Origin of the sequence: Butyricimonas sp. Marseille-P2440 (genome assembly GCF_900091675.1) — a bacterium.
Taxonomy (GTDB): domain Bacteria; phylum Bacteroidota; class Bacteroidia; order Bacteroidales; family Marinifilaceae; genus Butyricimonas; species Butyricimonas synergistica.
Map to the genome: position 1 here is coordinate 1,045,996 of NZ_LT594609.1, position 23,414 is coordinate 1,069,409.

General features: G+C 45.1%; 31 protein-coding genes and 3 tRNA genes. 31 read left to right on the top strand and 3 right to left on the bottom strand.

Going from position 1 to position 23,414, the window contains the following annotated elements; translation table 11 throughout:
* The first annotated feature begins 52 nt into the window (after positions 1–52).
* From rplX to rplQ, 18 genes are all read left to right on the top strand, one after another.
* Positions 53–376, top strand: coding sequence for a 50S ribosomal protein L24 (rplX, locus tag BN8899_RS09975; RefSeq protein WP_018337675.1), 324 nt, complete (start codon positions 53–55; stop codon positions 374–376).
* A 117-nt stretch (positions 377–493) separates the two neighbouring features.
* Positions 494–1,042 (top strand): 50S ribosomal protein L5, encoded by a 549-nt coding sequence (rplE, locus tag BN8899_RS09980; RefSeq protein WP_018337674.1) that lies wholly within the window; start codon positions 494–496, stop codon positions 1,040–1,042.
* Positions 1,043–1,053: 11 nt separating this feature from the next.
* The gene (gene rpsN, locus BN8899_RS09985) at positions 1,054–1,323 is read left to right on the top strand and encodes a 30S ribosomal protein S14 (protein WP_065219282.1); all 270 of its coding nucleotides are present in this window, start codon (positions 1,054–1,056) and stop codon (positions 1,321–1,323) included.
* A 20-nt stretch (positions 1,324–1,343) separates the two neighbouring features.
* Positions 1,344–1,739, top strand: coding sequence for a 30S ribosomal protein S8 (rpsH, locus tag BN8899_RS09990; RefSeq protein ID WP_018337672.1), 396 nt, complete (start codon positions 1,344–1,346; stop codon positions 1,737–1,739).
* Between the two features lie 15 nt (positions 1,740–1,754).
* A complete protein-coding gene (rplF, locus tag BN8899_RS09995; RefSeq protein ID WP_018337671.1) occupies positions 1,755–2,309 on the top strand; it encodes a 50S ribosomal protein L6 in 555 nt (184 codons plus the stop codon).
* Between the two features lie 22 nt (positions 2,310–2,331).
* Positions 2,332–2,688, top strand: a complete 357-nt coding sequence (gene rplR, locus BN8899_RS10000; protein WP_018337670.1) for a 50S ribosomal protein L18 — start codon at positions 2,332–2,334, stop codon at positions 2,686–2,688.
* A 12-nt stretch (positions 2,689–2,700) separates the two neighbouring features.
* Positions 2,701–3,207, top strand: coding sequence for a 30S ribosomal protein S5 (gene rpsE / locus BN8899_RS10005; protein WP_018337669.1), 507 nt, complete (start codon positions 2,701–2,703; stop codon positions 3,205–3,207).
* A gap of 13 nt (positions 3,208–3,220) precedes the next feature.
* Positions 3,221–3,403, top strand: coding sequence for a 50S ribosomal protein L30 (gene rpmD, locus BN8899_RS10010; RefSeq protein WP_018337668.1), 183 nt, complete (start codon positions 3,221–3,223; stop codon positions 3,401–3,403).
* Between the two features lie 30 nt (positions 3,404–3,433).
* Positions 3,434–3,880: a 50S ribosomal protein L15 gene (gene rplO, locus BN8899_RS10015; protein ID WP_018337667.1), complete on the top strand. Its 447-nt coding sequence runs from the start codon at positions 3,434–3,436 to the stop codon at positions 3,878–3,880.
* A 101-nt stretch (positions 3,881–3,981) separates the two neighbouring features.
* A complete protein-coding gene (gene secY, locus BN8899_RS10020; protein WP_018337666.1) occupies positions 3,982–5,325 on the top strand; it encodes a preprotein translocase subunit SecY in 1,344 nt (447 codons plus the stop codon).
* Positions 5,326–5,349: 24 nt separating this feature from the next.
* Positions 5,350–6,126, top strand: a complete 777-nt coding sequence (map, locus tag BN8899_RS10025) for a type I methionyl aminopeptidase (protein WP_065219283.1) — start codon at positions 5,350–5,352, stop codon at positions 6,124–6,126.
* Between the two features lie 73 nt (positions 6,127–6,199).
* The gene (gene infA / locus BN8899_RS10030; protein WP_018337664.1) at positions 6,200–6,421 is read left to right on the top strand and encodes a translation initiation factor IF-1; all 222 of its coding nucleotides are present in this window, start codon (positions 6,200–6,202) and stop codon (positions 6,419–6,421) included.
* An 11-nt stretch (positions 6,422–6,432) separates the two neighbouring features.
* Positions 6,433–6,549, top strand: coding sequence for a 50S ribosomal protein L36 (gene rpmJ / locus BN8899_RS20400; protein WP_018337663.1), 117 nt, complete (start codon positions 6,433–6,435; stop codon positions 6,547–6,549).
* A 32-nt stretch (positions 6,550–6,581) separates the two neighbouring features.
* Positions 6,582–6,959: a 30S ribosomal protein S13 gene (gene rpsM / locus BN8899_RS10035; protein ID WP_018337662.1), complete on the top strand. Its 378-nt coding sequence runs from the start codon at positions 6,582–6,584 to the stop codon at positions 6,957–6,959.
* Between the two features lie 18 nt (positions 6,960–6,977).
* Positions 6,978–7,367: a 30S ribosomal protein S11 gene (gene rpsK / locus BN8899_RS10040; RefSeq protein WP_018337661.1), complete on the top strand. Its 390-nt coding sequence runs from the start codon at positions 6,978–6,980 to the stop codon at positions 7,365–7,367.
* A 36-nt stretch (positions 7,368–7,403) separates the two neighbouring features.
* Positions 7,404–8,012 carry a 30S ribosomal protein S4 gene (rpsD, locus tag BN8899_RS10045; RefSeq protein ID WP_065219284.1) on the top strand — a complete coding sequence of 203 codons (609 nt, stop codon included), beginning with the start codon at positions 7,404–7,406 and terminating at the stop codon, positions 8,010–8,012.
* A gap of 16 nt (positions 8,013–8,028) precedes the next feature.
* A complete protein-coding gene (locus tag BN8899_RS10050; RefSeq protein ID WP_018337659.1) occupies positions 8,029–9,021 on the top strand; it encodes a DNA-directed RNA polymerase subunit alpha in 993 nt (330 codons plus the stop codon).
* A 5-nt stretch (positions 9,022–9,026) separates the two neighbouring features.
* Positions 9,027–9,557 (top strand): 50S ribosomal protein L17, encoded by a 531-nt coding sequence (gene rplQ, locus BN8899_RS10055; protein ID WP_026207493.1) that lies wholly within the window; start codon positions 9,027–9,029, stop codon positions 9,555–9,557.
* A gap of 66 nt (positions 9,558–9,623) precedes the next feature.
* On the opposite strand, the gene BN8899_RS10060 is transcribed toward rplQ, so the two are convergent.
* A complete protein-coding gene (locus BN8899_RS10060) occupies positions 9,624–12,098 on the bottom strand; it encodes a TonB-dependent receptor (protein ID WP_065219285.1) in 2,475 nt (824 codons plus the stop codon).
* 384 nt (positions 12,099–12,482) lie between these two features.
* Between BN8899_RS10060 and eno the strand changes: the two genes are divergently transcribed.
* The 3 genes from eno to BN8899_RS20730 all read left to right on the top strand — a co-directional run bounded on the left by eno (position 12,483) and on the right by BN8899_RS20730 (position 15,153).
* Entirely contained in the window at positions 12,483–13,766 is a 1,284-nt protein-coding gene (eno, locus tag BN8899_RS10065; protein WP_065219286.1) for a phosphopyruvate hydratase, read from the top strand.
* A gap of 172 nt (positions 13,767–13,938) precedes the next feature.
* Positions 13,939–14,592, top strand: coding sequence for an aquaporin (locus tag BN8899_RS10070; RefSeq protein WP_065219287.1), 654 nt, complete (start codon positions 13,939–13,941; stop codon positions 14,590–14,592).
* Between the two features lie 363 nt (positions 14,593–14,955).
* Positions 14,956–15,153: a hypothetical protein gene (locus BN8899_RS20730; protein ID WP_148375365.1), complete on the top strand. Its 198-nt coding sequence runs from the start codon at positions 14,956–14,958 to the stop codon at positions 15,151–15,153.
* A 69-nt stretch (positions 15,154–15,222) separates the two neighbouring features.
* Here BN8899_RS20730 and rsmI read toward each other — a convergent pair whose 3' ends face one another.
* Positions 15,223–15,918, bottom strand: coding sequence for a 16S rRNA (cytidine(1402)-2'-O)-methyltransferase (gene rsmI / locus BN8899_RS10075; protein WP_026207490.1), 696 nt, complete (start codon positions 15,916–15,918; stop codon positions 15,223–15,225).
* Positions 15,919–16,189: 271 nt separating this feature from the next.
* Here rsmI and BN8899_RS10080 point away from each other — a divergent pair.
* The 10 genes from BN8899_RS10080 (at position 16,190) to BN8899_RS10125 (ending at position 21,738) form a co-directional block, all read left to right on the top strand.
* Positions 16,190–16,264 (top strand) — tRNA-Glu (locus tag BN8899_RS10080).
* A gap of 25 nt (positions 16,265–16,289) precedes the next feature.
* Positions 16,290–16,361, top strand: a tRNA-Glu gene (locus BN8899_RS10085).
* A 24-nt stretch (positions 16,362–16,385) separates the two neighbouring features.
* A tRNA-Glu gene (locus BN8899_RS10090) sits at positions 16,386–16,457 on the top strand.
* Between the two features lie 28 nt (positions 16,458–16,485).
* Positions 16,486–16,737, top strand: a complete 252-nt coding sequence (gene rpsT / locus BN8899_RS10095; RefSeq protein WP_018337653.1) for a 30S ribosomal protein S20 — start codon at positions 16,486–16,488, stop codon at positions 16,735–16,737.
* Between the two features lie 142 nt (positions 16,738–16,879).
* Positions 16,880–17,575, top strand: coding sequence for a RadC family protein (gene radC, locus BN8899_RS10100; protein ID WP_018337652.1), 696 nt, complete (start codon positions 16,880–16,882; stop codon positions 17,573–17,575).
* A gap of 172 nt (positions 17,576–17,747) precedes the next feature.
* Positions 17,748–18,308 carry a nucleotide exchange factor GrpE gene (locus tag BN8899_RS10105; protein WP_065219288.1) on the top strand — a complete coding sequence of 187 codons (561 nt, stop codon included), beginning with the start codon at positions 17,748–17,750 and terminating at the stop codon, positions 18,306–18,308.
* Between the two features lie 17 nt (positions 18,309–18,325).
* The gene (gene dnaJ / locus BN8899_RS10110; RefSeq protein ID WP_065219289.1) at positions 18,326–19,468 is read left to right on the top strand and encodes a molecular chaperone DnaJ; all 1,143 of its coding nucleotides are present in this window, start codon (positions 18,326–18,328) and stop codon (positions 19,466–19,468) included.
* A 9-nt stretch (positions 19,469–19,477) separates the two neighbouring features.
* Complete coding sequence (locus BN8899_RS10115; protein WP_065219290.1) at positions 19,478–20,422, top strand: LysR substrate-binding domain-containing protein; 945 nt, start codon at positions 19,478–19,480, stop codon at positions 20,420–20,422.
* A 23-nt stretch (positions 20,423–20,445) separates the two neighbouring features.
* Complete coding sequence (lpcA, locus tag BN8899_RS10120) at positions 20,446–21,021, top strand: D-sedoheptulose 7-phosphate isomerase (RefSeq protein WP_018337648.1); 576 nt, start codon at positions 20,446–20,448, stop codon at positions 21,019–21,021.
* Positions 21,022–21,066: 45 nt separating this feature from the next.
* Positions 21,067–21,738 carry an inorganic pyrophosphatase gene (locus BN8899_RS10125; RefSeq protein WP_018337647.1) on the top strand — a complete coding sequence of 224 codons (672 nt, stop codon included), beginning with the start codon at positions 21,067–21,069 and terminating at the stop codon, positions 21,736–21,738.
* An 83-nt stretch (positions 21,739–21,821) separates the two neighbouring features.
* On the opposite strand, the gene BN8899_RS10130 is transcribed toward BN8899_RS10125, so the two are convergent.
* Positions 21,822–23,357: a YifB family Mg chelatase-like AAA ATPase gene (locus tag BN8899_RS10130; RefSeq protein ID WP_065219291.1), complete on the bottom strand. Its 1,536-nt coding sequence runs from the start codon at positions 23,355–23,357 to the stop codon at positions 21,822–21,824.
* Positions 23,358–23,414 lie beyond the last annotated feature (57 nt).

Genomic DNA, 23,414 nt, shown 5'->3' on the forward strand with positions numbered 1-23,414 from the left:
GGAAGTCTTGAAGTCATAAATCGTAAATCATGAATCATAAATAATTTATACGATGAGCAAAAAGTTTCATATAAAGAAAGGTGACTTAGTTCAGGTAAATGCAGGAGAAGACAGAGGGAAGCAGGGAAAGGTACTTGAAATGATTCCGGACAAGCAAAGAGCCATTGTTGAAGGGATCAACCTGGTAAGCAAACATACCAAACCCAATGCAGCTAACCCGCAAGGAGGAATCGTTAAGAAAGAGGCTCCTATCCACATTTCTAACTTGAACGTGGTTGACCCGCAAACCGGTAAGCCGACCAAGATCGGACGCCGCCGGAATGCAGAAGGAAAATTAGTGAGATACGCTAAGAAATCCGGTCAGGAATTGAAGTAAGAATAAATAAAATTGCAGGTTGTTTTAGAGCAACTTGCAATTTATAATTTTAATTTGTAGTTTTGCAGCCGCAAAATGAAAATGATATGCCGTGAGGCATAGTAACAAATATTATAAATGAAATACGTACCAAATTACAAAAAGAAGTATAGCGAAGAAATTGTACCGACTTTGATGAAAGAGTTCGGATACAAGTCAGTTATGCAAGCACCCAGATTGGAGAAGATAGTAATCAATCAGGGCGTGGGATCATCCATCCAGGATAAGAAAATCCTTGAATTTTCGGTAAACGAGATCGCTACCATCACCGGTCAGAAACCCGTTACCTGTAAATCAACTAAGGACGTTTCTAATTTTAAATTGCGTAAAGGAATGCCGATCGGCGTGCGAGTAACTTTACGTAAAGAACGTATGTATGAATTTTTAGAAAGACTTATTGTTTCCGCCCTTCCGCGTATCCGCGACTTCAAGGGAATTAACAATAAGCTTGACGGAAGAGGAAATTACACATTAGGAGTAGAAGAGCAAATCATATTCCCGGAAATCGTGTTGGATTCTGTCCACAAGATCATGGGTATGAATATCACTTTTGTAACTTCGGCTAATACCGACGAAGAGGCTTTTGCTCTTCTAAGAGAATTTGGATTACCATTTAAAAAGAACTAAAAAAAAGCGAAATGGCAAAAGAATCAATGAAAGCCCGTGAGGTGAAGCGTGCAAAATTGGTAGAAAAGTACGCTGCGAAACGAGCTAAATTAAAAGAGGAAGGTGACTACGTGGGTCTGAGCCTTCTACCTAAGAACTCCAGTCGCATTCGTTTGCACAACAGATGCAAGCTGACCGGAAGACCGAGAGGGTACATGAGACAATTTGGTATAAGCAGAATTCAATTCCGCGAGATGGCTTCAGCGGGACTTATACCTGGAGTTAAAAAGGCTAGTTGGTAATATTTAAAAAAATTAGAGAAATGACAGATCCAATAGCAGATTTCCTTACTCGCATTAGAAATGCAGTGAAAGCAGGTCATAAAGTTGTGGATATCCCCGGGTCAAAAATGAAACGGGAAATGACCAAGATCTTAAAGGAAAAAGGATATATCCTGAATTACAAATTTGAGCAAGATGGTGTCAGAAGCAATATCAAAATCGCTTTGAAATATCATCCCGAGACTAAGGCTCCCGCCATTAGGACATTGACACGTGTTTCAAAACCGGGTCTGAGACGTTACACAAACGTAGAGGATATGCCTCGCGTGTTGAACGGATTGGGTATCGCGATTTTGTCAACGTCATTGGGCGTAATGTCTGATAAAGAAGCTCGCCAGAAGAATGTTGGCGGTGAAGTATTGTGCTATGTTTATTAATAAAAAGGGCGGAAAATGTCACGAATAGGAAAATTACCAATAGATATACCACAAGGGGTTACAGTAACTGTAAATCCTAATAACACGGTCGTCGTAAAGGGTCCGAAGGGAGAACTTTCTCAGGACGTACACGGAGAAATGATCGTGAAAGTGGAAGGAGCTCACGTAATCGTTGAGCGTCCGTCAGAAGATAAAGCTCATAAAGCCATGCACGGATTATATCGTGCTTTGATTCATAACATGGTTGTAGGTGTTTCTGAAGGTTACACGATCAAACAAGAGTTGGTCGGAGTCGGTTACCGCGCTAACGCTGAAGGTCAGGTTCTTGAATTGGGATTAGGTTATTCACACGGAATCTTCCTGGTATTACCGAATGAAGTGAAGGTGAGTGTACTCAATGAAAAACGTGCTAACCCGATTATCACGCTGGAAAGTTGCGATAAACAACTTATCGGTCAGGTAGCGGCTAAGATCCGTTCATTCCGTAAGCCGGAGCCTTACAAGGGTAAAGGTATTAAGTTTGTGGGTGAAGTTCTTCGTCGTAAGGCTGGTAAATCAGCTAAAGTTTAATCACCTGTAAAAAAGTAATGTTATGGCTTTAACTAAGGTAGAAAGAAGAATAAGAATAAAAAGAAGAATACGTAAAGTAGTCTTCGGAACAGCTGAGAGACCTCGTTTGTCTGTATTCCGTTCAAACAAACAAATCTCTGCTCAGTTGATTGATGATAATGCCGGAAAGACATTAGTAGCAGCAACCTCTCTTTGCAAAGAGATCGCTGAGAAAAAAGGCAACAAAACAGAACAGGCTCAATTGTTGGGTGCGATGATTGCTGAAAAAGCAAAGGCAGCCGGGATCGACTCTGTTGTGTTTGACAGAAACGGGTATTTGTATCACGGAAGAGTGAAAGCATTAGCAGATGCAGCTCGTAACGGTGGTCTTAATTTTTAAAAGTAGGCAAGCATGGAACAGAAGATTAATAGTGCAGACTTGGAATTGAAAGACAGATTGGTGGCTATCAACCGCGTAACTAAGGTTACCAAGGGAGGTAGAACCTTCAGTTTCTCTGCAATCGTGGTGGTAGGCGACGAAAATGGTACGGTAGGTTACGGGTTAGGTAAAGCTAACGAGGTGACAACTGCTATTTCAAAAGGTGTTGAAGCCGCGAAGAAGAATTTGATTAAAGTGCCTGTTTTGAAAGGAACCCTTCCTCACGAGCAAGAGGCTAAATATAGCGGTGCAACCGTGTTTATGCGTCCCGCTTCTTCAGGTACCGGGCTGGTAGCCGGAGGTGCTATGCGTGCCGTATTGGAGAGTGCCGGAATAAAAGACGTGTTGGCAAAATCTAAAGGATCATCTAACCCTCATAACTTGGTAAAAGCTACTTTTGCAGCTTTGAAGTTATTGAGAGATCCTCGCATGGTAGCTCAACAGAGAGGCATTAGTCTTGACAAAGTGTTTAACGGTTAAAACTGAAAGAACGATGGCAAAGATTAAAATTACACTGGTAAAGAGTAGATGTGGCAGCGACAAACGTCAGATTGCTACTTTGAACGCATTAGGCCTCGGGAAAGTGAGCAGTAGTGTTGAACACGAAACTTCACCCCAGATCATGGGTATGGTAGCCAAGATTAAACACTTGGTACGCGTGGAGGATGTAAAGTAATTGTCGAACCTATTTTAAAGATAGTATACAATGGATTTAAGTAGCTTAAAACCGGCTGCCGGATCAACTCACAGTGAGAAAAGAATTGGTCGCGGTCAAGGTTCCGGAAAAGGAGGTACTTCTACAAGAGGACATAAAGGTGCGAAATCAAGATCAGGTTTTAAATCTAAGATCGGTTTTGAGGGAGGACAGATGCCTTTGCAGAGACGTGTACCGAAATTTGGCTTTAAAAATGTAAATAGAGTAGATTATAAAGCTATTAATGTAGGGATGCTTCAGGATTTGGCTGAAAGAGAAAATCTTACAGTAATTGACAGAGACGTTTTGATTCAAGCCGGATTAATGTCTAAGAACGATCTTCTTAAGGTATTAGGTGATGGAGCGTTAACTACTAAGCTAGAGGTGAAAGCTAATGCTTTCTCTGCTAAGGCTGTAGCTGCTATCGAGGCTGCGGGCGGAACGGTAGTTAAATTGTAAGATTAAAAATTTGGGAGTTTAAAGTTGTTTTTAAAATAGAATTACTATTTTTGAAGCAACTTTAACAAAAACCCAAATCAATGCCTTAAAAGAAAGAACTTATGAAGTTATTTGATACATTAAAGAACATTTGGAAAATAGAGGAGCTCAAGACTAGGATTCTTACTACGCTTGGGCTTATTCTCGTTTACAGGTTAGGAACAGAGATCGTACTGCCTGGTATCGACCCTCACGGCTTGCAGGCCTTGAAAGACCAGACTTCCACCGGCGTTTTAGGCTTGTTGGATATGTTCTCGGGGGGAGCGTTCTCGAACGCGTCGGTATTTGCTTTGGGTATTATGCCTTACATCTCCGCCTCCATCGTGGTGCAGTTATTGGGAATTGCAGTTCCTTATTTCCAGCGCTTACAAAAAGAAGGCGAGAGCGGTAGACGTAAGATCAACCAAATCACGCGGTACCTTACTTTGGTGATCCTGGTATTACAAGGTTCAGCGTATCTTACAAACTTAAAAGCTCAGGTGCCTGTAGAGGCTTTCGTGTCTACTGGTTTTTGGCAATTCCAACTTCCTTCCATTGTCATTATGGCAGCGGGATCTATGTTTGTCCTGTGGTTGGGAGAGAGAATTACAGACAAGGGAATCGGTAATGGTGTTTCCATCATCATCATGATTGGTATCATCGCTCGTTTACCGTTCGCTTTTGTTGCCGAAGTAACTTCTAGAGTAACTCAACAAGGAGGAGGATTAGTGGCTTTCTTGATCGAGTTGATTATATTGTTCCTGGTATTTTGCGGTTCCATTCTGCTTGTTCAAGGTACGCGTAAAGTGCCTGTACAGTACGCCAAGAGAATCGTGGGTAACAAACAATACGGTGGTGTTCGTCAATACATTCCGTTGAAGATAAACGCTGCCGGGGTTATGCCTATCATCTTCGCTCAGGCTATTATGTTGTTGCCGGTATCCTTGATTAACTTCTCCAATGCAGAGGGGTTGTCTTGGTTCGCTGCGGCATTCTCCGATTTTACCGGGTTCTGGTATAACTTTACCTTCTTTGTGTTGATTGTCGCGTTTACTTATTTCTACACGGCTATCACGGTCAATCCGATGCAGATGTCAGAGGATATGAAGAAGAACGGTGGATTCATTCCGGGGGTAAAACCGGGAAGAAAAACGATGGAGTTCCTTGATACGATTATGTCGAGAATCACACTTCCGGGATCTATTTTCTTGGGATTTGTGGCAATCCTTCCGGCTTTCGCCCAATTATCCGGCGTGAACCATCAGTTTGCCCAATTCTATGGAGGTACATCTTTGTTGATTTTGGTGGGTGTAGTATTAGATACATTACAGCAAATCGAGTCCCACTTGTTGATGCGTCACTATGACGGGTTGATGAAGTCCGGGCGGATCAAAGGTAAAAATCCTGGAGGACCTGCTGCGTATTAAAGAAAAATATTGTACTTTTGCGGCATGATTTTTTTAAAGACACAGGAGGAAGTTGAGTTATTACGGGAAAGCAACCGATTAGTAGGAAAGACTCTGGGTGAGGTGTCCAAACACATTCGCCCGGGTATTTCGACTTTAGAGTTGGACAAGATAGCGGAAGATTTTATCCGTTCCAACGGTGGCATTCCCGGATTTCTCGGGTATGGAGGTTTCCCGAACACACTTTGCATTTCAGTGAATGACGAAGTGGTTCATGGAATTCCGTCCTCTCGTCGTTTAGAGGAAGGTGATGTCGTATCCGTTGATTGTGGGGTCGTGAAGAACGGGTTTTACGGGGATAGCGCCTATACGTTTGCTGTCGGGGAGATCAGTGAGGAAGTGAAAAAACTTTTGCAAGTGACGAAAGATAGCTTGTATAAAGGGATAGAACAGGCAGTAGCGGGAATGAGGACAGGAGATATCGGTTATGCCGTACAATCCTATGCTGAAGCGAATGGTTTTTCCGTCGTGAGGGAATTGGTAGGACACGGGGTAGGAAAGAATTTGCATGAAGAGCCTCAGGTCCCGAATTACGGTCGCCGGGGACAAGGTTGTAAGTTGAAAGTAGGGATGGTGATAGCCATCGAACCTATGATAAACATGGGAGCGCGTAACGTGTTCCAGATGGCTGACGGTTGGACGATTAAGACAAGAGATCATTTGCCGGCAGCACATTTCGAGCACACGATAGCTATCAGGAAGGGAGAAGCTGATATTTTGTCAACATTTGAATATATAGAAGACAGTAATTGTAAATTGTAAATTTTAGATTGTAAATTGTAGAGTGTTGAATACCTGGTTTAAAATCTAAAATCGTAAAATCTAAAATTGAATTATGGCGAAACAGCCTTCAATAGAGCAAGATGGAGTGATAACGGAAGCATTGTCGAATGCTATGTTTCGTGTCGAATTGGAAAACGGGCATATTATAACGGCTCATATTTCAGGAAAGATGCGGATGCACTATATAAAGATACTTCCGGGAGACAAAGTGAGAGTGGATATGTCCCCTTACGATCTCACGAAAGGTAGGATAACATTCAGATATAAAAATTAAATTGTAGAGCAATGAAAGTAAGAGCATCTGTCAAGAAGCGTAGTGCTGATTGCAAGATTGTAAGAAGAAAGGGCGTTTTATTCGTCATTTGCAAGAAGAACCCGAAATTTAAACAACGTCAGGGTTGATTATTAATTAAGTAAAAACGTAAAAGAGTTTTATGGCAAGAATCGTTGGTGTAGATTTGCCCTCCAACAAAAGAGGGGAAATAGCTCTGACCTATATCTTCGGTATAGGTAGAAGTAGTGCCAGGACCATTTTAGAAAAGGCTGGCATCGATTTTGACACTAAGGTAAAGGACTGGAATGACGATCAATTAGCTGCTGTACGTAAGGTCATCAATGATGGGTACAAAGTAGAAGGAGAATTGAGAACATCCGTTCAAATGAACATCAAACGGCTGATGGATATCGGTTGTTACAGAGGAATCAGACATCGTCTTGGTCTTCCCGTAAGAGGACAAAGTACGAAGAACAATGCCCGTACGAGAAAGGGTAAGAAGAAAACTGTTGCTAACAAGAAGAAAGCAACTAAATAATTGATAAGAGATTGAATTATGGCAAAGAAGTCTACATCTAACAAGAAACGGCTAGTTAAAGTAGAAGCCGTGGGACAAGCACACGTTCATTCATCTTTTAATAACATCATTGTCTCTATGACTAACGCTAACGGACAAGTTATCTCTTGGTCATCAGCAGGTAAGATGGGATTTAGAGGATCAAAGAAAAACACCCCTTATGCAGCCCAGACCGCAGCTACCGATTGTGGTAAAGTTGCTTTCGATTTGGGAATGAGAAAAGTTAAGGTATATGTTAAAGGACCGGGTAACGGTAGAGAGTCTGCAATCCGTGCAATCCACGCTTGCGGTATCGAAGTTGCCGAGATCGTTGACGTTACGCCACTTCCGCACAATGGATGTCGTCCTCCGAAACGGAGAAGAGTATAATTAAATATTGGGTGTAATTTTTAAAATCAAATAGAAATGGCTAGATATACAGGACCTAAGTCTAGGATAGCAAGAAAGTTTGGTGAGCCCATTTTTGGACCGGATAAAGCGTTAGAACGTCGTAACTATCCTCCTGGACAACACGGAATAGCTCACCGTAGAAAGAAGATTTCCGAGTACGGAACTCAGTTGAAAGAAAAACAAAAAGCCAAATATACTTACGGTTTGTTGGAAAGACAATTCCGTATCTTGTTTGAGAAAGCTGAAAGCAGCAAAGGCGTTACCGGTGAAGTATTACTTCAATTGCTGGAATGTCGTTTGGACAACGTAGTTTATCGTTTAGGTATTGCTCCTACGCGTGCAGCTGCTCGTCAGTATGTATCTCACAGACATATCACTATTAACGGTCACGTATGTAACATCCCGTCATGTCATGTTCGTCCGGGAGATGTTGTTGCCGTGAGAGAGAAATCTAAAGCTTTGGAAGTGATTAACGAATCACTGAGAGGCAGTAGAAGTAGCAGATACTCTTGGTTAGAGTGGGATGCTTCTGCTATGAGTGGAAAACTACTTAATGTACCGGAAAGATCAGATATCCCGGAGAACATTAAAGAGCAGTTAATCGTAGAGTTATATTCTAAGTAGTAAAATAAAAATATATATGGCAATATTAGCTTTCCAGAAACCGGACAAAGTAATCATGCTTGAATCAACGGACAGATTCGGTAAATTCGAATTCCGCCCGTTGGAGCCAGGTTACGGCATCACTATTGGTAATCCACTACGCAGAATCTTGTTGTCTTCTTTGGAAGGCTTTGCGATTACCGGTATTAAAATTCAAGGTGTAGATCATGAGTTCGCTACGATCTCGGGGGTCATCGAAGATGTGACTGAGATTATTCTGAACTTGAAACAGGTTCGGTTGAAAAGAAAAGTGGAGGACGTGGAGTTTGAGAAGCTGACTGTTGTCGTTTCTGGACAAGAAACGTTTACTGCCGGTGATATGAACCAGTTCTTGAAGAGCTTTGAAGTTTTGAATCCGGAGTTGGTAATCTGTAACATGGATACAGCCACTACCCTCGAGATAGAATTGACTATCCAAAAAGGGCGAGGTTATGTTCCTGCTTCAGAGAATATGCCTGCAGATGCGGAAGTTGGGGTAATTCCTATTGATGCTATTTACACGCCTATCAAGAACGTGAAATACGAAATTGAGAACTACCGTGTGGAGGGTAAGACCGACTATGAGCGTTTGGTGTTCGAGATCGAAACCGACGGTTCTATCAACCCGACAGATGCGTTGAAAGAGGCGGCTAAAATTTTGATCCATCACTTCATGTTGTTCTCTGACGAGAAGATTACTCTTGAGACAGAGGATAAATATGGAAACGAAGAGTTCGATGAAGAGGTATTGCATATGCGTCAGTTGCTGAAGACTAAATTAGTGGACATGGATCTTTCCGTACGTGCGCTTAATTGTTTGAAGTCAGCTGAAGTGGAAACTTTAGGAGAGCTTGTTCAATTTAATAAGAACGACTTGTTGAAGTTTAGAAACTTCGGTAAGAAGTCTTTGACTGAGTTGGAAGCCCTTTTGGAAAACAATAGCCTCGAATTCGGTATGGATGTTGCCAAGTATAAATTAGACAAAGAATAAGTAAGATGAGACATAATAAGAAAATTAACCATTTAGGTAGAACTAGCTCGCACAGACATGCGTTGCTTTCTAACATGGCTTGTTCTTTGATTCTTCACAAGAGAATCCAAACGACACTAGCTAAGGCTAAGGCCCTAAAGGTCTATGTTGAGCCGCTTTTGACTAAAGCCAAAAACGACACGACTCACTCTAGAAGAACCGTGTTCTCTTATCTTCGTCGTAAGGAGGTTGTTGCTGAGATGTTCGGTGATATCGCGGAGAAGATCGCTAACCGTCCAGGAGGTTATACCCGTATTTTGAAATTAGGTAACCGTTTGGGTGATAATGCGGAAATGTGTATGATTGAGTTAGTTGATTACAATACGACTTACACGGAAGTGAAGAAAGAAGAAGTGAAGAAAACTTCTCGTCGTAGAAGATCTACTTCTGCCAAGAAGGAAGAAGCTCCTAAGGCTGAGGTTGCAGAAACTCCGGTAGCTGAGATTCCGGTTGAAGAAGCGCCGAAGACTGAGGAGGAAGCTCCGAAAGCTGAATAATTTAGGTTCAGATATAAAAATAACCCCGGAGAGAATCCGGGGTTATTTTTATATCTGAATGGTAAACTAAAACTCTTCCTCCATTCCATTCATTTCGTTTTGTTGGCGTTGTTGTTTTTTGGGGGTGGCTTTCATATTCCCGAAGTTGTAGCTTAGGGCGAAGCGGAATACCTGTCCTTTTCTCATGCTATCGCTGTCTTGCCGGAATCCGCTGCCCGAGGTGACGCTGTGCCAATTACGGGAATTGAGTATATCTTGCACGTTCACGCTGAAAGTGACTTTCCGGTTGAAGAACGATTTCCGGGCTCCCAGATCTATGCTGTAATTGGATTTACGATGTCCTTGGGCGATGATTCGCCGGGAGTTGTAGTTACCGGTCGCTTGTAAGGAAATCGCGTAAGGAAGCATGGCATTCGCGATCATTTTGGCATTCCACGAGAAGTTGTCATCCTTTTCGCCAGTTACCGGGGTGTTGCTCCCCTCCGGCGTGTACGAGAATCCGTCCAGTTTATTGTAATACAGGTTCATCGTGGTGGTAATATCCAAGAAGTTGAAAAACTTGTTCTTTGCTACAATTTCGGCTCCAGTGGACGACGACCGGGTGATATTGGCAGAAGTGCTTTTCATGACATCGCCCTCGCGGTACCGGATGCGCTGGATAACATCGTCCGTGTTCCGGTAGTATGCCGATAGCGACAGCGTGTGTTTCTCCCAGTTCTTGATATAATTCACCTCGAAGGAATTGGAGAATTCCGGATCGAGGTACGGGTTTCCGTACGAGATGTTGAGGGAGTCCGTCATGTTCACGAACGGGTTCAGCTGCCATCCCCGGGGACGGGAAATACGGCGAGTATAGTTTACTTGCACTTCGTTGTTTTCCGGAAGACTGTACGAGAGGAACAAGCTGGGGAACAGGCTGAAGTAATCGTCTTTATAAGGTTTTACGTCGCTTTGGCGTTGCCCGTAGCCCAGTGATTTGGTTTCTGTTGCCGTGTATTCACCTCGCAGTCCGGCTTGTATCCCGAACTGGTTTAGTTTGGTCGAGTAGGTGGCATAAAGGGCGTGGATATTCTGGTTATAGATATATTTATTGAATAATAGTTCATCCAGGACGGCTGTTTCTTCTGTCGTGCCCGAATAGGTTTCCACGGGACTCTTCCGGTTGCTGAGCGAACCTTTGTAACCTGCTTCTATTTTACTGTCTTCGGTGAATTCGTTCACGTAATCGGCTTGAAGTTCCCAGGATTGGGTACGGTTGTCACTTTTTTGCTTTTGCCAGGAAGAAGTTTCTCGGTTTCCCGTGTAGGACGAATGTTGCTTGTACGTGTCCGTGCCGTCGGATTCCCACAAATCCCATGAAAAACGGGCGGTGAAGTTACTCGTTTTGCAGAATTCGTGCTTGTAGTCCAAATTGATGTTACTGCCGTTCGAGGTGTTTTTTGAATGTGTCAGCCGTTCGCTCGTGGTGAAAGATTTCGGAACGTCACTTTCGTAGCGAATCGTGTTGTCTGATTTCCGGTTTCCGAGATGTACGAATGCTTCCAGGCTCAAGCGGTCGGCTTGGGTAAAATGATACGTGACTCCCGCTCGGGCAAAGACCGATCCGCCGTTACGGTCGCTTTTTCCTTTTTGATTCAGGTAGGAAACGGCATTCCCCGCTTCGTCCGTGTTTATCCGATTGGTGTTATCCTCGCTTTCCGATTTTCTTTTCCGGTATCCGGCGTTTAGATAGCTTTCTACTTTTCCAGTATTGTAATTTATACTGGCGCTGGCGTTGTAGCCTCCCTGCGTGTCTGCCCCCGTTTGGATACCCCCGTAATATCCTGCTTTCCGGTCTTTTTTTAGAATAATGTTGATGATGCCGGATGTCCCTTCCGGACTGAATTTGGCGGAGGGGTTCGTGATTAATTCTATTCGTTCGATGCTTTCCGCGGGGATTTGTTCTAGTATTTGCGCTTGGTTGTCTGCCGTTAGCCCTGATGCTTTCCCGTTTATCCAAATCGTCACGCTGGAATTGCCCCGTAGGGATATTTCCCCCTCGTTATCCACCTCCACGGAAGGGATGTTGCCGAGAATGTCACTTGCCGAACCGCCTGCCTGTGAGATATTGGAAGCCACGTCGAATACCTTTTTGTCGATCTCGAACCTCATTTGTGCCCGTTGCCCGATGACCTGCACTTCATTGATCGCTTGGGAGTCTTCCTCCATGGGAATATTCCTCAGGTTGATGTTTCTTTCTTTCGGCGAGATCGTGATTTCTTTCTCCAGGGTACGATACCCGATATACGACGCCACGAGAATATAAGTCCCGTTTTTAATCCTGCTCAGGTGGAACACTCCGGTGGAGTCGGTCACTGTTCCCGTGACCAATGTCTTTTTATCCTTTGTCCGGATACTAACGTTTACAAACTCTAGGGCTTCTTTTGTTTTAGCGTCGATGATCTTCCCCTTGATGTTTCCCGTTTGCCCGGATTGGGAGAATCCGGCGGTACTCAACAAGATCAGGAAGATGACTAAAATAGCATCTTTCATTTTACTCATACACTTCATACACAATTTTGAACATTCCATCGAAGAGCCGATAGCCGTCTATAAAGCCATAGACCTTACAGGTGCTTTGTTTACGGTAATTTAATATCTGCCTTCACAATTTAATTGACCTTGTCAAACTTTATGGGCTAAAGTCGAATCTTCGTACAATAAGACAAATATAATGAGAAAAGGTTTATCGATTCTGTGATTTAATGATTGCCGATTAGGTGATTCTTTAATCACAGAATCGGTAAAATCTAAAATGAATCGCCTCCGCTCGTTTTGTTTATAAACTTTAAAAAACTTTATAAACGAATTCATGTGACTTTTCCGTTTGTTTTACGTACCTTAGTCACAACAATTTATTTACCAACTTTTTAAAGTAAAAAGAGAATGTATATTACTGAAGTTATCGGAAGAGAAGTGTTGGATTCCAGGGGAAATCCGACAGTAGAAGTAGATGTTCTTTTGGAATGTGGAGCGATGGGACGTGCAGCTGTGCCGTCGGGTGCATCCACCGGAGAGCATGAGGCATTGGAATTGCGTGACGGAGACAAAAAAAGATATGGAGGCAAGGGAGTGACTAAAGCCGTGAACAATGTAAACACGGTGATTGCCGACGCCTTGCTGGGTATGGAAGTTACCGACCAAGTCGGCATCGACCGGGTATTGCTTGAACTCGACGGCACCCCGACCAAGAGTAACTTGGGGGCGAACGCTTTGTTAGGTGTTTCTTTGGCTTGTGCCAAGGCTGCCGCTAATGCGTTGGAAATGCCATTGTATCGTTACATCGGCGGAGTGAATGCTAAAGTTTTGCCGGTGCCGATGATGAATATCATTAACGGGGGATCGCATTCTGATGCTCCAATCGCTTTTCAGGAATTCATGATTCGTCCCGTGGGGGCAGAGTCTTTCCGTGAGGCATTGCGTATGGGAGCTGAAGTATTCCACAGTCTGAAGAAAGTGCTTCATGACCGGGGATTGAGTACCGCTGTTGGCGACGAGGGTGGTTTCGCTCCTGCTTTGAATGGAACTGAAGATGCGTTGGAGTCTATCATAAAAGCTATTGAGGCTGCTGGTTACAAGGCAGGAGAGGACGTGATGATCGGTTTGGATTGCGCTTCTTCCGAGTTCTACAAGGATGGTATTTACGACTATTCTAAGTTCGAGGGTGCGACAGGTGCCAAACGTTCTTCGGCTGAACAGGTGGCTTATCTTGAGGAACTGATTGCCCGCTACCCGATCGATTCTATTGAGGACGGAATGAGCGAGAACGATTGGGAAGGCTGGCAATTGCTGACCCAGCGTATCGGTGATCGTTGCCAGTTGGTGGGTGACGATTTGTTCGTGACCAACGTGCAGTATTTGAAGAAAGGTATTGAGATGGGCTGTGCCAACTCGATTTTGATTAAAGTGAACCAGATCGGAACTTTAACCGAGACGTTGGATGCCATCGATATGGCTCATCGTGCAGGCTACACGTCTGTGACTTCACATCGTTCCGGTGAAACGGAAGATGCGACGATTGCCGACATCGCTGTTGCCACGAATTCCGGTCAGATTAAAACGGGTTCTTTGAGCCGTTCCGATCGTATGGCAAAATACAATCAATTGCTTCGTATCGAAGAGGAATTAGGGGATAACGCTCAATTCCACGGTCGAAAATTCTCGAAGTAAATAGTGAGTTATAAAGAAAAGTGAAGGTGCCCTAGTGAAGGGCACCTTTTCTTGTTTTGTCGCTTGACTTGTCATTCGGTATAGTGAAAAATAATGGCGGATGTGAATAAGGGAAAGATATTTTGCTTAAACTTGTCATCTAAATGTACAATTTATCTAAATAGTAAGAATTATGAAAAAGTATTTAGCAGAAATGATCGGAACGATGGTTCTGGTACTTATGGGATGTGGAAGTGCGGTAATTGCTGGAAGTGAAATAGGTTTCCTCGGGATTGCATTCGCATTCGGTTTGTCCGTGTTGGCAATGGTTTACACGATTGGTGGTATCTCCGGCTGCCATATCAATCCGGCGATCACGCTAGGTGTGCTTTTGGCTGGACGAATGAGCGGGAAGGATGCGGGAATGTATATGTTGTTTCAAGTGATCGGTGCTCTTATCGGCTCGGCTATTCTTTACGTGATTGCTTCCGGAATGGGGCTGGAAGGAACGGGTGCGAATATGTACGGGGAGGGTAACGTGATACCTGCTTTCGTGGCAGAATTTGTCTTTACCTTTATTTTTATTTTGGTTGTGCTGGGCTCCACGAGTGCCACTGCTCCCGCCGGGTTTGCCGGGCTGGCTATCGGTCTTGCACTAGTGCTGATCCATATTGTTTGTATCCCCGTGACGGGAACTTCCGTCAACCCCGCGAGAAGTATCGCTCCGGCATTATTCGAGGGTGGCAAGGCTTTAAGCCAATTGTGGTTGTTCATAGTGGCTCCTTTCCTGGGTGCTGTCTGCGCTGCCGGGGTATGGAAGTATTTCGAATGCCAAAAATGTAAATAAGATCAAGAAGATATAACGAGAAAAGTTTTTAGGGCTATAACCCTAGAAACTTCTCAAATCAAGATGCCTTTTAGAGGTATAACCCTAAATCATCTTCCCTTATCCCATGAATCATTACGTGGTAACGAGGTTGCTGCAGTCAGAAGCGCTCTTGCCATTCTTCGTGGTTGCGGAGCAATAGGCGTGGACTTTTGCTGTATCCCAGTCTTCCGGGAGAACATAGCTTATGCTGCCGCTTTCTCCCCGCTCACGAAGTGCCACTAGCTTGGTTCAGTTTTTAGTTTCTTCTCTCAGAATTGCATACACATTGTCGGTTGCAAGAAACGGTTAATTTCCGCTTGTTCGAATATTAACCGTTCGTTCGTGCAGGGTAATATCTACCGGGAGGTTTTCACGAGAGTATGGAACGAGCGGTACCGACTCTTCCACAACCATGAATGGACTCGTGTCGGGAAATATGCCCGCTGTAAATCTTATAATACCTGCGGCGGAAACGGTATGTACCTGTGGGACGAATCCTATAATGGAATCCTGAGGTGTTATCGGGAGATCCCGGTGTAATCAGGAAACTACACATTTTCATGGCGGTTTCTTCTTTATAACTACTTGTGCGGTTGCGTGCGATTTATTTTATTCTTCTTCCTCCATTTCTTTCTTGGGTTTGCCTTCCACGACGATGACGATTTCGCCTTTAACTCCGGTTTCGGTGAAGTGGGTGATGAGTTCTTTCAGAGTGCCGCGTTGAAAATCCTCGAATAGTTTGCTGATCTCGCGGGCGACACAAGCACGGCGGTTTTCCCCGAAAAATTCAGCCATTTGTTCCAGGGCTTTAACCAAGCGGAAGGGGGACTCGTAGAAAATCATGGAGCGGTCTTCTTCGGCGAGCGAGATGAGTTTTTTCTGGCGCCCTTTTTTCTGGGGCAGGAATCCCTCGAAGCAGAAACGGTCGCAGGGAAGCCCCGAGTTGACGAGGGCGGGCACGAATGCCGTGGCTCCCGGGAGGCATTCAGTTTCTATACCTTGTTCCACGCATGTGCGGACGAGCAGGAAACCGGGGTCAGATATGCCGGGAGTGCCCGCGTCACTAATCAGCGCAACGTCTTCTCCCCGAGTGATACGTTCGGCAATGCGGTTTACTTGCTGGTGTTCGTTGAACTTGTGGTGTGAGAGTAGCGGCGTGCTGATCTCGTAGTGCTTGAGCAGTTTCGCTGACGTGCGGGTGTCTTCGGCAAGAATGAGAGGTACTTCCTTTAATATACGGAGTGCTCTTAACGTGATGTCTTCGAGATTCCCGACCGGGGTGGGTATAAGATATAGTTTTGCCATAGTAATTGAAAATTGAGAGTTGAAAATTGAAAGAGAGGTTTCAATTTTCAACAATTTAATATCCGCAAAGGTAGGAATATATCTATGATTTTATTCATGATTTGACGATATTTCTCTTTTAGGAATAGGGCGTTGCTTTCGTGTTGAGTGTGATTTTCAGCGTTTTGGAGGCGTAATTGTCGCTAAAAGCGTGTGTTAGTGAAAAAAAAATAGTGATTTCTTTGGTGGGAATGAAATTTGCCGTATATTTGCAACCGCTAAAGCAAAGCATGGTCCGTTCGTCTAGGGGCTAGGACGCAAGATTCTCATTCTTGTAACACGGGTTCGATTCCCGTACGGACTACCAAGCTAATAGTAATCGATTTAACGATGGTCCGTTCGTCTAGGGGTTAGGACGCAAGATTTTCATTCTTGTAACACGGGTTCGATTCCCGTACGGACTACCGAGAAGGTAGTGTTTTTTTAATGGTCCGTTCGTCTAGGGGTTAGGACGCAAGATTTTCATTCTTGTAACACGGGTTCGATTCCCGTACGGACTACAAAGTTGAATTAAATTAATTTGTAGAGATGGCAAATCATCAATCATCAGAAAAAAGAATACGGCAGACTGAAAAAAGAAAATTGCATAATCGCTACTATGCGAAGACTGCTAGAAATGCTGTTAGAAAGCTACGTGCATTGACGGAGAAGGAAGCCGCCACGGATTTGTTACCGAAAGTTTCATCTATGTTAGATAAGCTTGCGAAGAAAAACATTATCCACAAAAATAAGGCTGCCAACTTGAAGTCGAAGTTAGCTTTGCACGTGAATAAGCTGTAATTGTAATAGACATAAGATATTCAGGTAATGAGCCTAGGTTCATTACCTTCGTTTTTATGTGTCGGGTAATCTTGAGAATTTATTCTCGAGATTTTTTTTATTCTTGAAAATTGTTTACTTTTCCGGCTATAAAGATAAGATTATGGCTGGAGAATATATCCCGATGTCCTCGTGGGCGGAAGATGACAAGCCCCGGGAAAAAATGCTGGCGAACGGTGTCGCCACGCTTTCTACAAATGAGTTGCTGGCAATCCTGTTGCGGTCGGGAAGTGGTGGGGAATCCGCCCTCGATCTTGCCCGGCGTATCCTTGCCGATTGTAATAATGACCTGAACGTGCTGGCTCGCTTGTCTGTGACGGATTTCATGAACCGTTACAAGGGCGTGGGGATGGCAAAAGCCGCATCGATTATTGCTGCCGTGGAGATCGGGCGCCGCCGGGCTTTGGCTGCTGCCCGGGAAGAGCCTGTGCTGACGACGAGCCGGGATTTGTACGATTACCTGCAACCGCTGATCGGCGATCTGGATCATGAGGAGTTTTGGGTGATTACGCTATCGAGTGCTTGCCGGATCAAGTCATGCGAGCGGTTGTTCTCGGGAGGCATGGAAAACACGATTATCGATATCCGGATGGTGTTCCGAAAAGTGCTGGAATCCAAAGCCTGCTCTATCGTCATCGCCCACAACCACCCTAGCGGCAATAATCGCCCGAGTTCACAGGATGTCGCTTTGACGAAAAAGGTGCAGGAAGCTGGAAAGCTGTTGGATATTGTCCTGTTGGACCATATTATTGTATGTCCTGACCGGTATTATAGTTTTGCGGATCATGGAACGTTGTGAATTTTAGATTTTGGATTGAGGGTGTAAATCACTTAATTGTTGTATCTTTGTGGCAGCATATTGTGCCACATTGACATTCGTTTTGTTTGTCAATGTGGCATATTGATTGTTGGCAGGGATTTTGCTTAGAAAAAGTAGCTTAAAATGTTTATTCATAAAAAATATATACGATATGTCAGAAGAGAAGAAAGAGACTCGCGAGGAAGAACTGGAAGAGTCACAGAATGTTGAGAAAGAGGCGGAAGAAAAATCTCACAAGGATAAATCTTCTAAAAAGGAGGGGAATCAGCTGGAAGAATTGGGTCAGAAGCTGGTAGAGATGAATGACAAGTATCTGCGGTTGTCTGCCGAGTTCGACAATTATCGGAAGCGTACTTTGAAGGAGAAAATGGAATTGACGAAGAGTGCCGGGGAGCAGATACTGACTAATATTTTGCCCGTGGTGGATAACTTCGAGAGAGCTTTGAAAAGTATAAGTATGACGAAGGATGTGGCTGCCCTGAAAGAAGGGGTTGATTTGATATACGCGAATTTCAAGACATTCCTGACACAAAACGGGGTAAAGGAGATCGAGACGGAGAATGCAGACTTTGACACGGATATTCACGAGGCGGTGACGACGATTCCGGCTCCGGCTCCCGAGTTGAAAGGAAAAGTGTTGGATTGTATCGAGAAAGGATATTACTTGAACGATAAGGTGATGCGTTTTGCGAAAGTGGTTGTTGGCGAATAATTTAAGATGGCGTGGTAATGGAAAAGAGAGATTATTATGAAGTGTTGGGCGTGTCTAAAAATGCCGATGCTACTGAAATAAAGAAAGCGTACCGTAAATTGGCATTGAAGTATCACCCGGACAAGAACCCGGGCGATAAAGAGGCGGAGGAGAAATTCAAAGAAGCAGCCGAGGCGTATGACGTGTTGAGCAATGACGATAAAAGACGCCGTTACGACCAGTTTGGGCACGCCGGAATGGGCGGAGCGGGGCAAGGCGGTTTCGGCGGAGGTATGAGCATGGATGATATCTTCTCTCACTTTGGAGATATCTTTGGCGGCTTCGGAGGTTTTAGTGGCTTCGGCGGAGGGGGACGTACAGCCCGCCGGGTGAACCGGGGTACTAATTTGCGAGTGAAGGTAAAGTTGGACTTGCAAGAGGTCGCAGCCGGGGTTGAGAAGAAGATCAAAGTAAAAAAATACGTGGCTTGCCAACATTGTAACGGCACGGGTGCGAAGGACGGGAAGTCTTTCTCCACGTGTTCGACCTGTCACGGTTCGGGACAGGTGACCCGTGTGCAGAACACGATACTGGGAGCTATGCAGACGACATCGACTTGCCCGACTTGCGAGGGCGAAGGGAAGATTATCAACGAGAAGTGTACTTTTTGTAACGGAGAAGGCGTGCTGATGGCAGAGGAAGTCATCACGATCAATATTCCTGCCGGGGTAGCGGAAGGGATGCAATTGTCGTTGAGCGGTAAAGGTAACGCTGCCCGGCGGGGTGGCGTGAACGGTGATTTGATCGTGCTGGTGGAGGAAGAGGAACACCCAGACTTGGTGAGGGACGGCAATGACTTGCTCTATAACGTGTTTATCGGTTATCCGGAAGCGGTGCTGGGCGATACGGTAGAGATACCGACGATCGAGGGCAAGGTGAAAGTGAAGATTGAGCCGGGGACTCAGCCGGGCAAGATATTGCGTTTGCGCGGAAAAGGATTGCCGGACGTGAACGGGTACGGGAAAGGCGATTTGCTGGCAAAAGTAAATGTATGGATACCTAAGAACTTGTCAAAAGACGCGAAGAAGCTGGTGGAGAAGATGAAGGACACGGAGGGGTTCAAGCCCGGAAATAATGACAAGAAAAGTATTTTTTCCAAGATGAAGGATTTTTTTGATTAATGCAAATTTATGATTACACTGACACAACTGGAATATATCGTAGCCGTTGACGAGTACAGGCATTTCGCTACTGCCGCAGACAAGTGTTTCGTGACACAGCCGACATTAAGTATGCAAATCAAAAAACTTGAAGACGATCTCGGTGTAATCATTTTCGATAGGAGCCGGCAACCGGTAGTGCCCACGGATATCGGGGCTAAACTGATCGCTCAGGCTCGGACGGTGTTGGCTTCAACACAAAGGATGAAGGAAATTATAAACGAGGAGAAGCTAGAGGTCGCGGGTTCTTTGAAGATCGGAATTATTCCCACGTTAGCACCCTATTTGTTGCCTATTTTTATAGGGGATTATATCCGTCGTTATCCCGCTGTGAAGGTGGAGGTGGAGGAGTTGGTGTCGGAAGAGATCATTCAGCGGTTGAAGCGGGACATGTTGGATGCGGGGATTTTTGTAACTCCTTTCCATGACGAGAAGATCGTGGAGCGTCCGATTTTTTACGAGGAGATGATGATATACGCTCACCCCGGTCATGAACTTTTGAGGAAAAAGGACGTAGAAATACAAGATATTGCAACTCCCGAAATATGGATGCTGGGGGACGGGCATTGTTTCCGCGACCAGGTGGTGAACCTGTGCGAGATGCATGATACGCAACACAAGAATCTGCCTTTTGATTTCGAGAGCAATTCGCTGGAAACTTTGATGAAGATCGTAGACCGGGAAGGTGGTTTTACCTTGATCCCGGAGCTGGCATTGTTGTACATGACGGAAGAAAAGAAAAAGCAAGTCCGTTCGTTCACGACCTATAAGCCGCTGCGGGAGGTCAGCGTGATCTATTCCCGTTATTTCACGAAGCAGAAGCTGATAAACCTGCTTTGCGAGGATATTAAACAGGTTGTTCCCCCGGGAATGTTAAAGAAAGAGAGGGGAAGAATCGTCGAATGGAAAAAATAAGATAAACGTAATACCCTAAGAAAATGGATAGTATCAAGAAAAGTTTTTTAGAGGCGCAGCAGGTGTTGGCAGATTTTGTAGCAGATGACGAGAAGTTGAAACAGGTTGGGTTGGCAGCCGAGATATTATCCCGGGTTCTGAAAAGCGGAGGTAAAGTGATTAGCTGCGGGAATGGTGGTTCCATGAGTGACGCCATGCATTTCGCGGAAGAACTTACCGGACGTTTCAGGGGAGACCGCCCGGCATTGCCTGCTGTGGCTATTTCTGACCCCACTCATCTGACTTGTGTGGCGAATGATTTCGGTTTCGACCACGTGTTCTCCCGTTACGTGGAGGCACACGGGAAAGCCGGGGATGTTTTGCTGGCGATCAGCACGTCCGGCAATTCTGCTAACGTGGTGAATGCCGTGAATGCCGCACATGAGCGGGGAATGGTAGTGATCGGTCTGACGGGAAAAGACGGGGGACAGATGAAGAACTTGTGCGATGTGAATATTTGTGTCCCATGGAACGGGTATTCCGACCGGATACAGGAGATTCATATTAAAGTGATTCATATTTTGATAGAACAAATCGAGCTGCATTTGTTTGCAGAGTAGATATTATTGAGGTGTATAATAACATGGTTTTAAAACGAAATAGTTATGGGAAACAAAATTAATGACCCTATTGCGCGGTTGATGGGGTTGAGGTACAAGTCACACCCGTGGCATGGGATAGATATCGGCGAGGATGCTCCTGCTGTTGTGACCGCATTTATCGAGATGGTGCCGACGGACACGGTGAAGTATGAATTGGATAAGGTGAGCGGCTATATCAAGATCGACCGTCCGCAGAAGTATTCAAACGTGGTTCCGGCATTGTACGGTTTTTTACCGCAGACGTATTGCGGGGATCTAGTGGCAGATTATTGTATGGAGCAGACCCAACGGGCGGATATTCATGGGGATGGTGACCCGCTGGATATTTGTGTGTTGACGGAAAAAACGATATCCCACGGGGATATTATTGCGGAGGTGCGTCCGATCGGGGGATTCCGTATGCTGGACAAGAATGAGGCGGACGATAAGATTATCGCCGTGTTGAAGCACGATGCAACGTACAGTATCTACAACGATATATCCGAGTTACCTCACGTGGTGATCGATCGCTTAAGGCACTATTTCCTGACTTACAAGGATCTTCCCGGCGAAGAACGCCGTACGGAAATTACCCACGTGTATAATAAGGAAGAAGCCTACGAGGTCATCCGTAGAAGTGCGGAGGACTACAAGAACCACTTCCAGGGACTGGAAGATATTTTGAGTAGAGTGTAAATGAATGATTCCGTGATTGACGATTGTATGATTCCGTGATTCTATAATCACCTAATCATCAATCATTAAATCACTGAATTACTTTATCCTCCCCATTCTTCCCGGTCGAGGCTGCGGTATTGAATGGCTTCTGCGATGTATTCGGGTTTGATTTCTTTGCTGTGGTCGAGGTCAGCTATGGTGCGGGATAATTTTATAATACGGTCGTAAGCCCTTGCCGATAAACCGAAGCGTTGCATGGCAATTTTTAACAGGGCTGTGCATTTATCATCTAAAGAACAGTATTTTTTCAACAGAGGCGAGGTCATTTGGGCGTTGCAGTAGATGCCTTGATGGTGGCGGAAGCGTGCAGTCTGAATTTCCCGGGCGGCGATTACCCGGGAGCGAATGGCAGCACTGGGTTCACTTTCTGCGGTACTGGTTATCTTGTCGAGTTCGACGGGAACGACTTCGATATGGATGTCAATACGGTCGAGTAGGGGACCCGATATTCTGGAAAGGTATTTTTGTACCGCTCCCGGCGGACAGTTACATTCTTTGGTCGGATGGGTGTAATAACCGCAGGGGCAGGGATTCATGGAAGCGATTAGCATGATGTTTGCCGGGTATTCCACGCTGAATTTGGAACGACTGATAGAGATCATCCGATCTTCCAGCGGCTGACGGAGGACTTCGAGGACAGACCTCTGAAATTCAGGCAGTTCGTCCATGAATAAAATTCCGTTATGCGCCAGGGAGATCTCCCCGGGTTGAGGAGAGGACCCCCCGCCGACGAGTGCCACGTTGGAGATGGTGTGGTGGGGAGAACGGAATGGACGGGTAGTGATTAACGAATTGTTGTTCTGTATCTTTCCTGCCACGGAATGAATCTTGGTTGTTTCGAGTGCTTCTTCGATTGTCATCGGAGGCAGGATGGTCGGGAGCCTTCGGGCAAGCATGGTTTTCCCCGAGCCGGGCGAGCCGATCATAATCATGTTGTGTCCGCCGGCGGCAGCGATTTCCATGGCTCTTTTCACGTTCTCCTGTCCCTTGACATCCTTGAAATCCAGCAGTTCGTTGTCGGGTTGTTGTTCCATGACTGTTCGGTCGAACTTTGTGGGAGAGAAGGTTTTCTCTTTTTTCAGAAATGCGATGACTTCGCTGATATGCCGAAAGCCGTATACCTCGAAATCTTGGACGACAGCTGCTTCATTGGCATTTTGGCAGGGAAGGATAATTCCCTTGAATCCTTCTTTTTTGGCATGAATGGCTATTGGCAGTACGCCTTTCACGGCTTGCAGGCTACCGTCGAGGGATAGTTCTCCCATGATGACATAGCGTTCCAAGTCGGCGTTGGGAAGTTGTTCGTTTGCCGCAAGGATTCCGATGCCTATTGGCAGATCGTAAGCCGAACCTTCTTTCTTCACGTCTGCGGGAGCCATGTTGATGATAACTCTTTTGCCCGGAATCTTCAGCCCGATTTCCCGGAGTGCGGAGTCTATGCGCTGTTGGCTTTCTTTCACTGCATTGTCGGGTAATCCGACGATAACAAATTTGGCTCCCCATAGAATATTTACTTCTATCGTGATGGTAATAGCATTGATACCGTGTACGGCACCCCCGAATATTTTGACTAACATAACTACCGATCTTGGTTTTACATACAGGCAGTTAAGTTAAGATTTTTTTAGACGAAA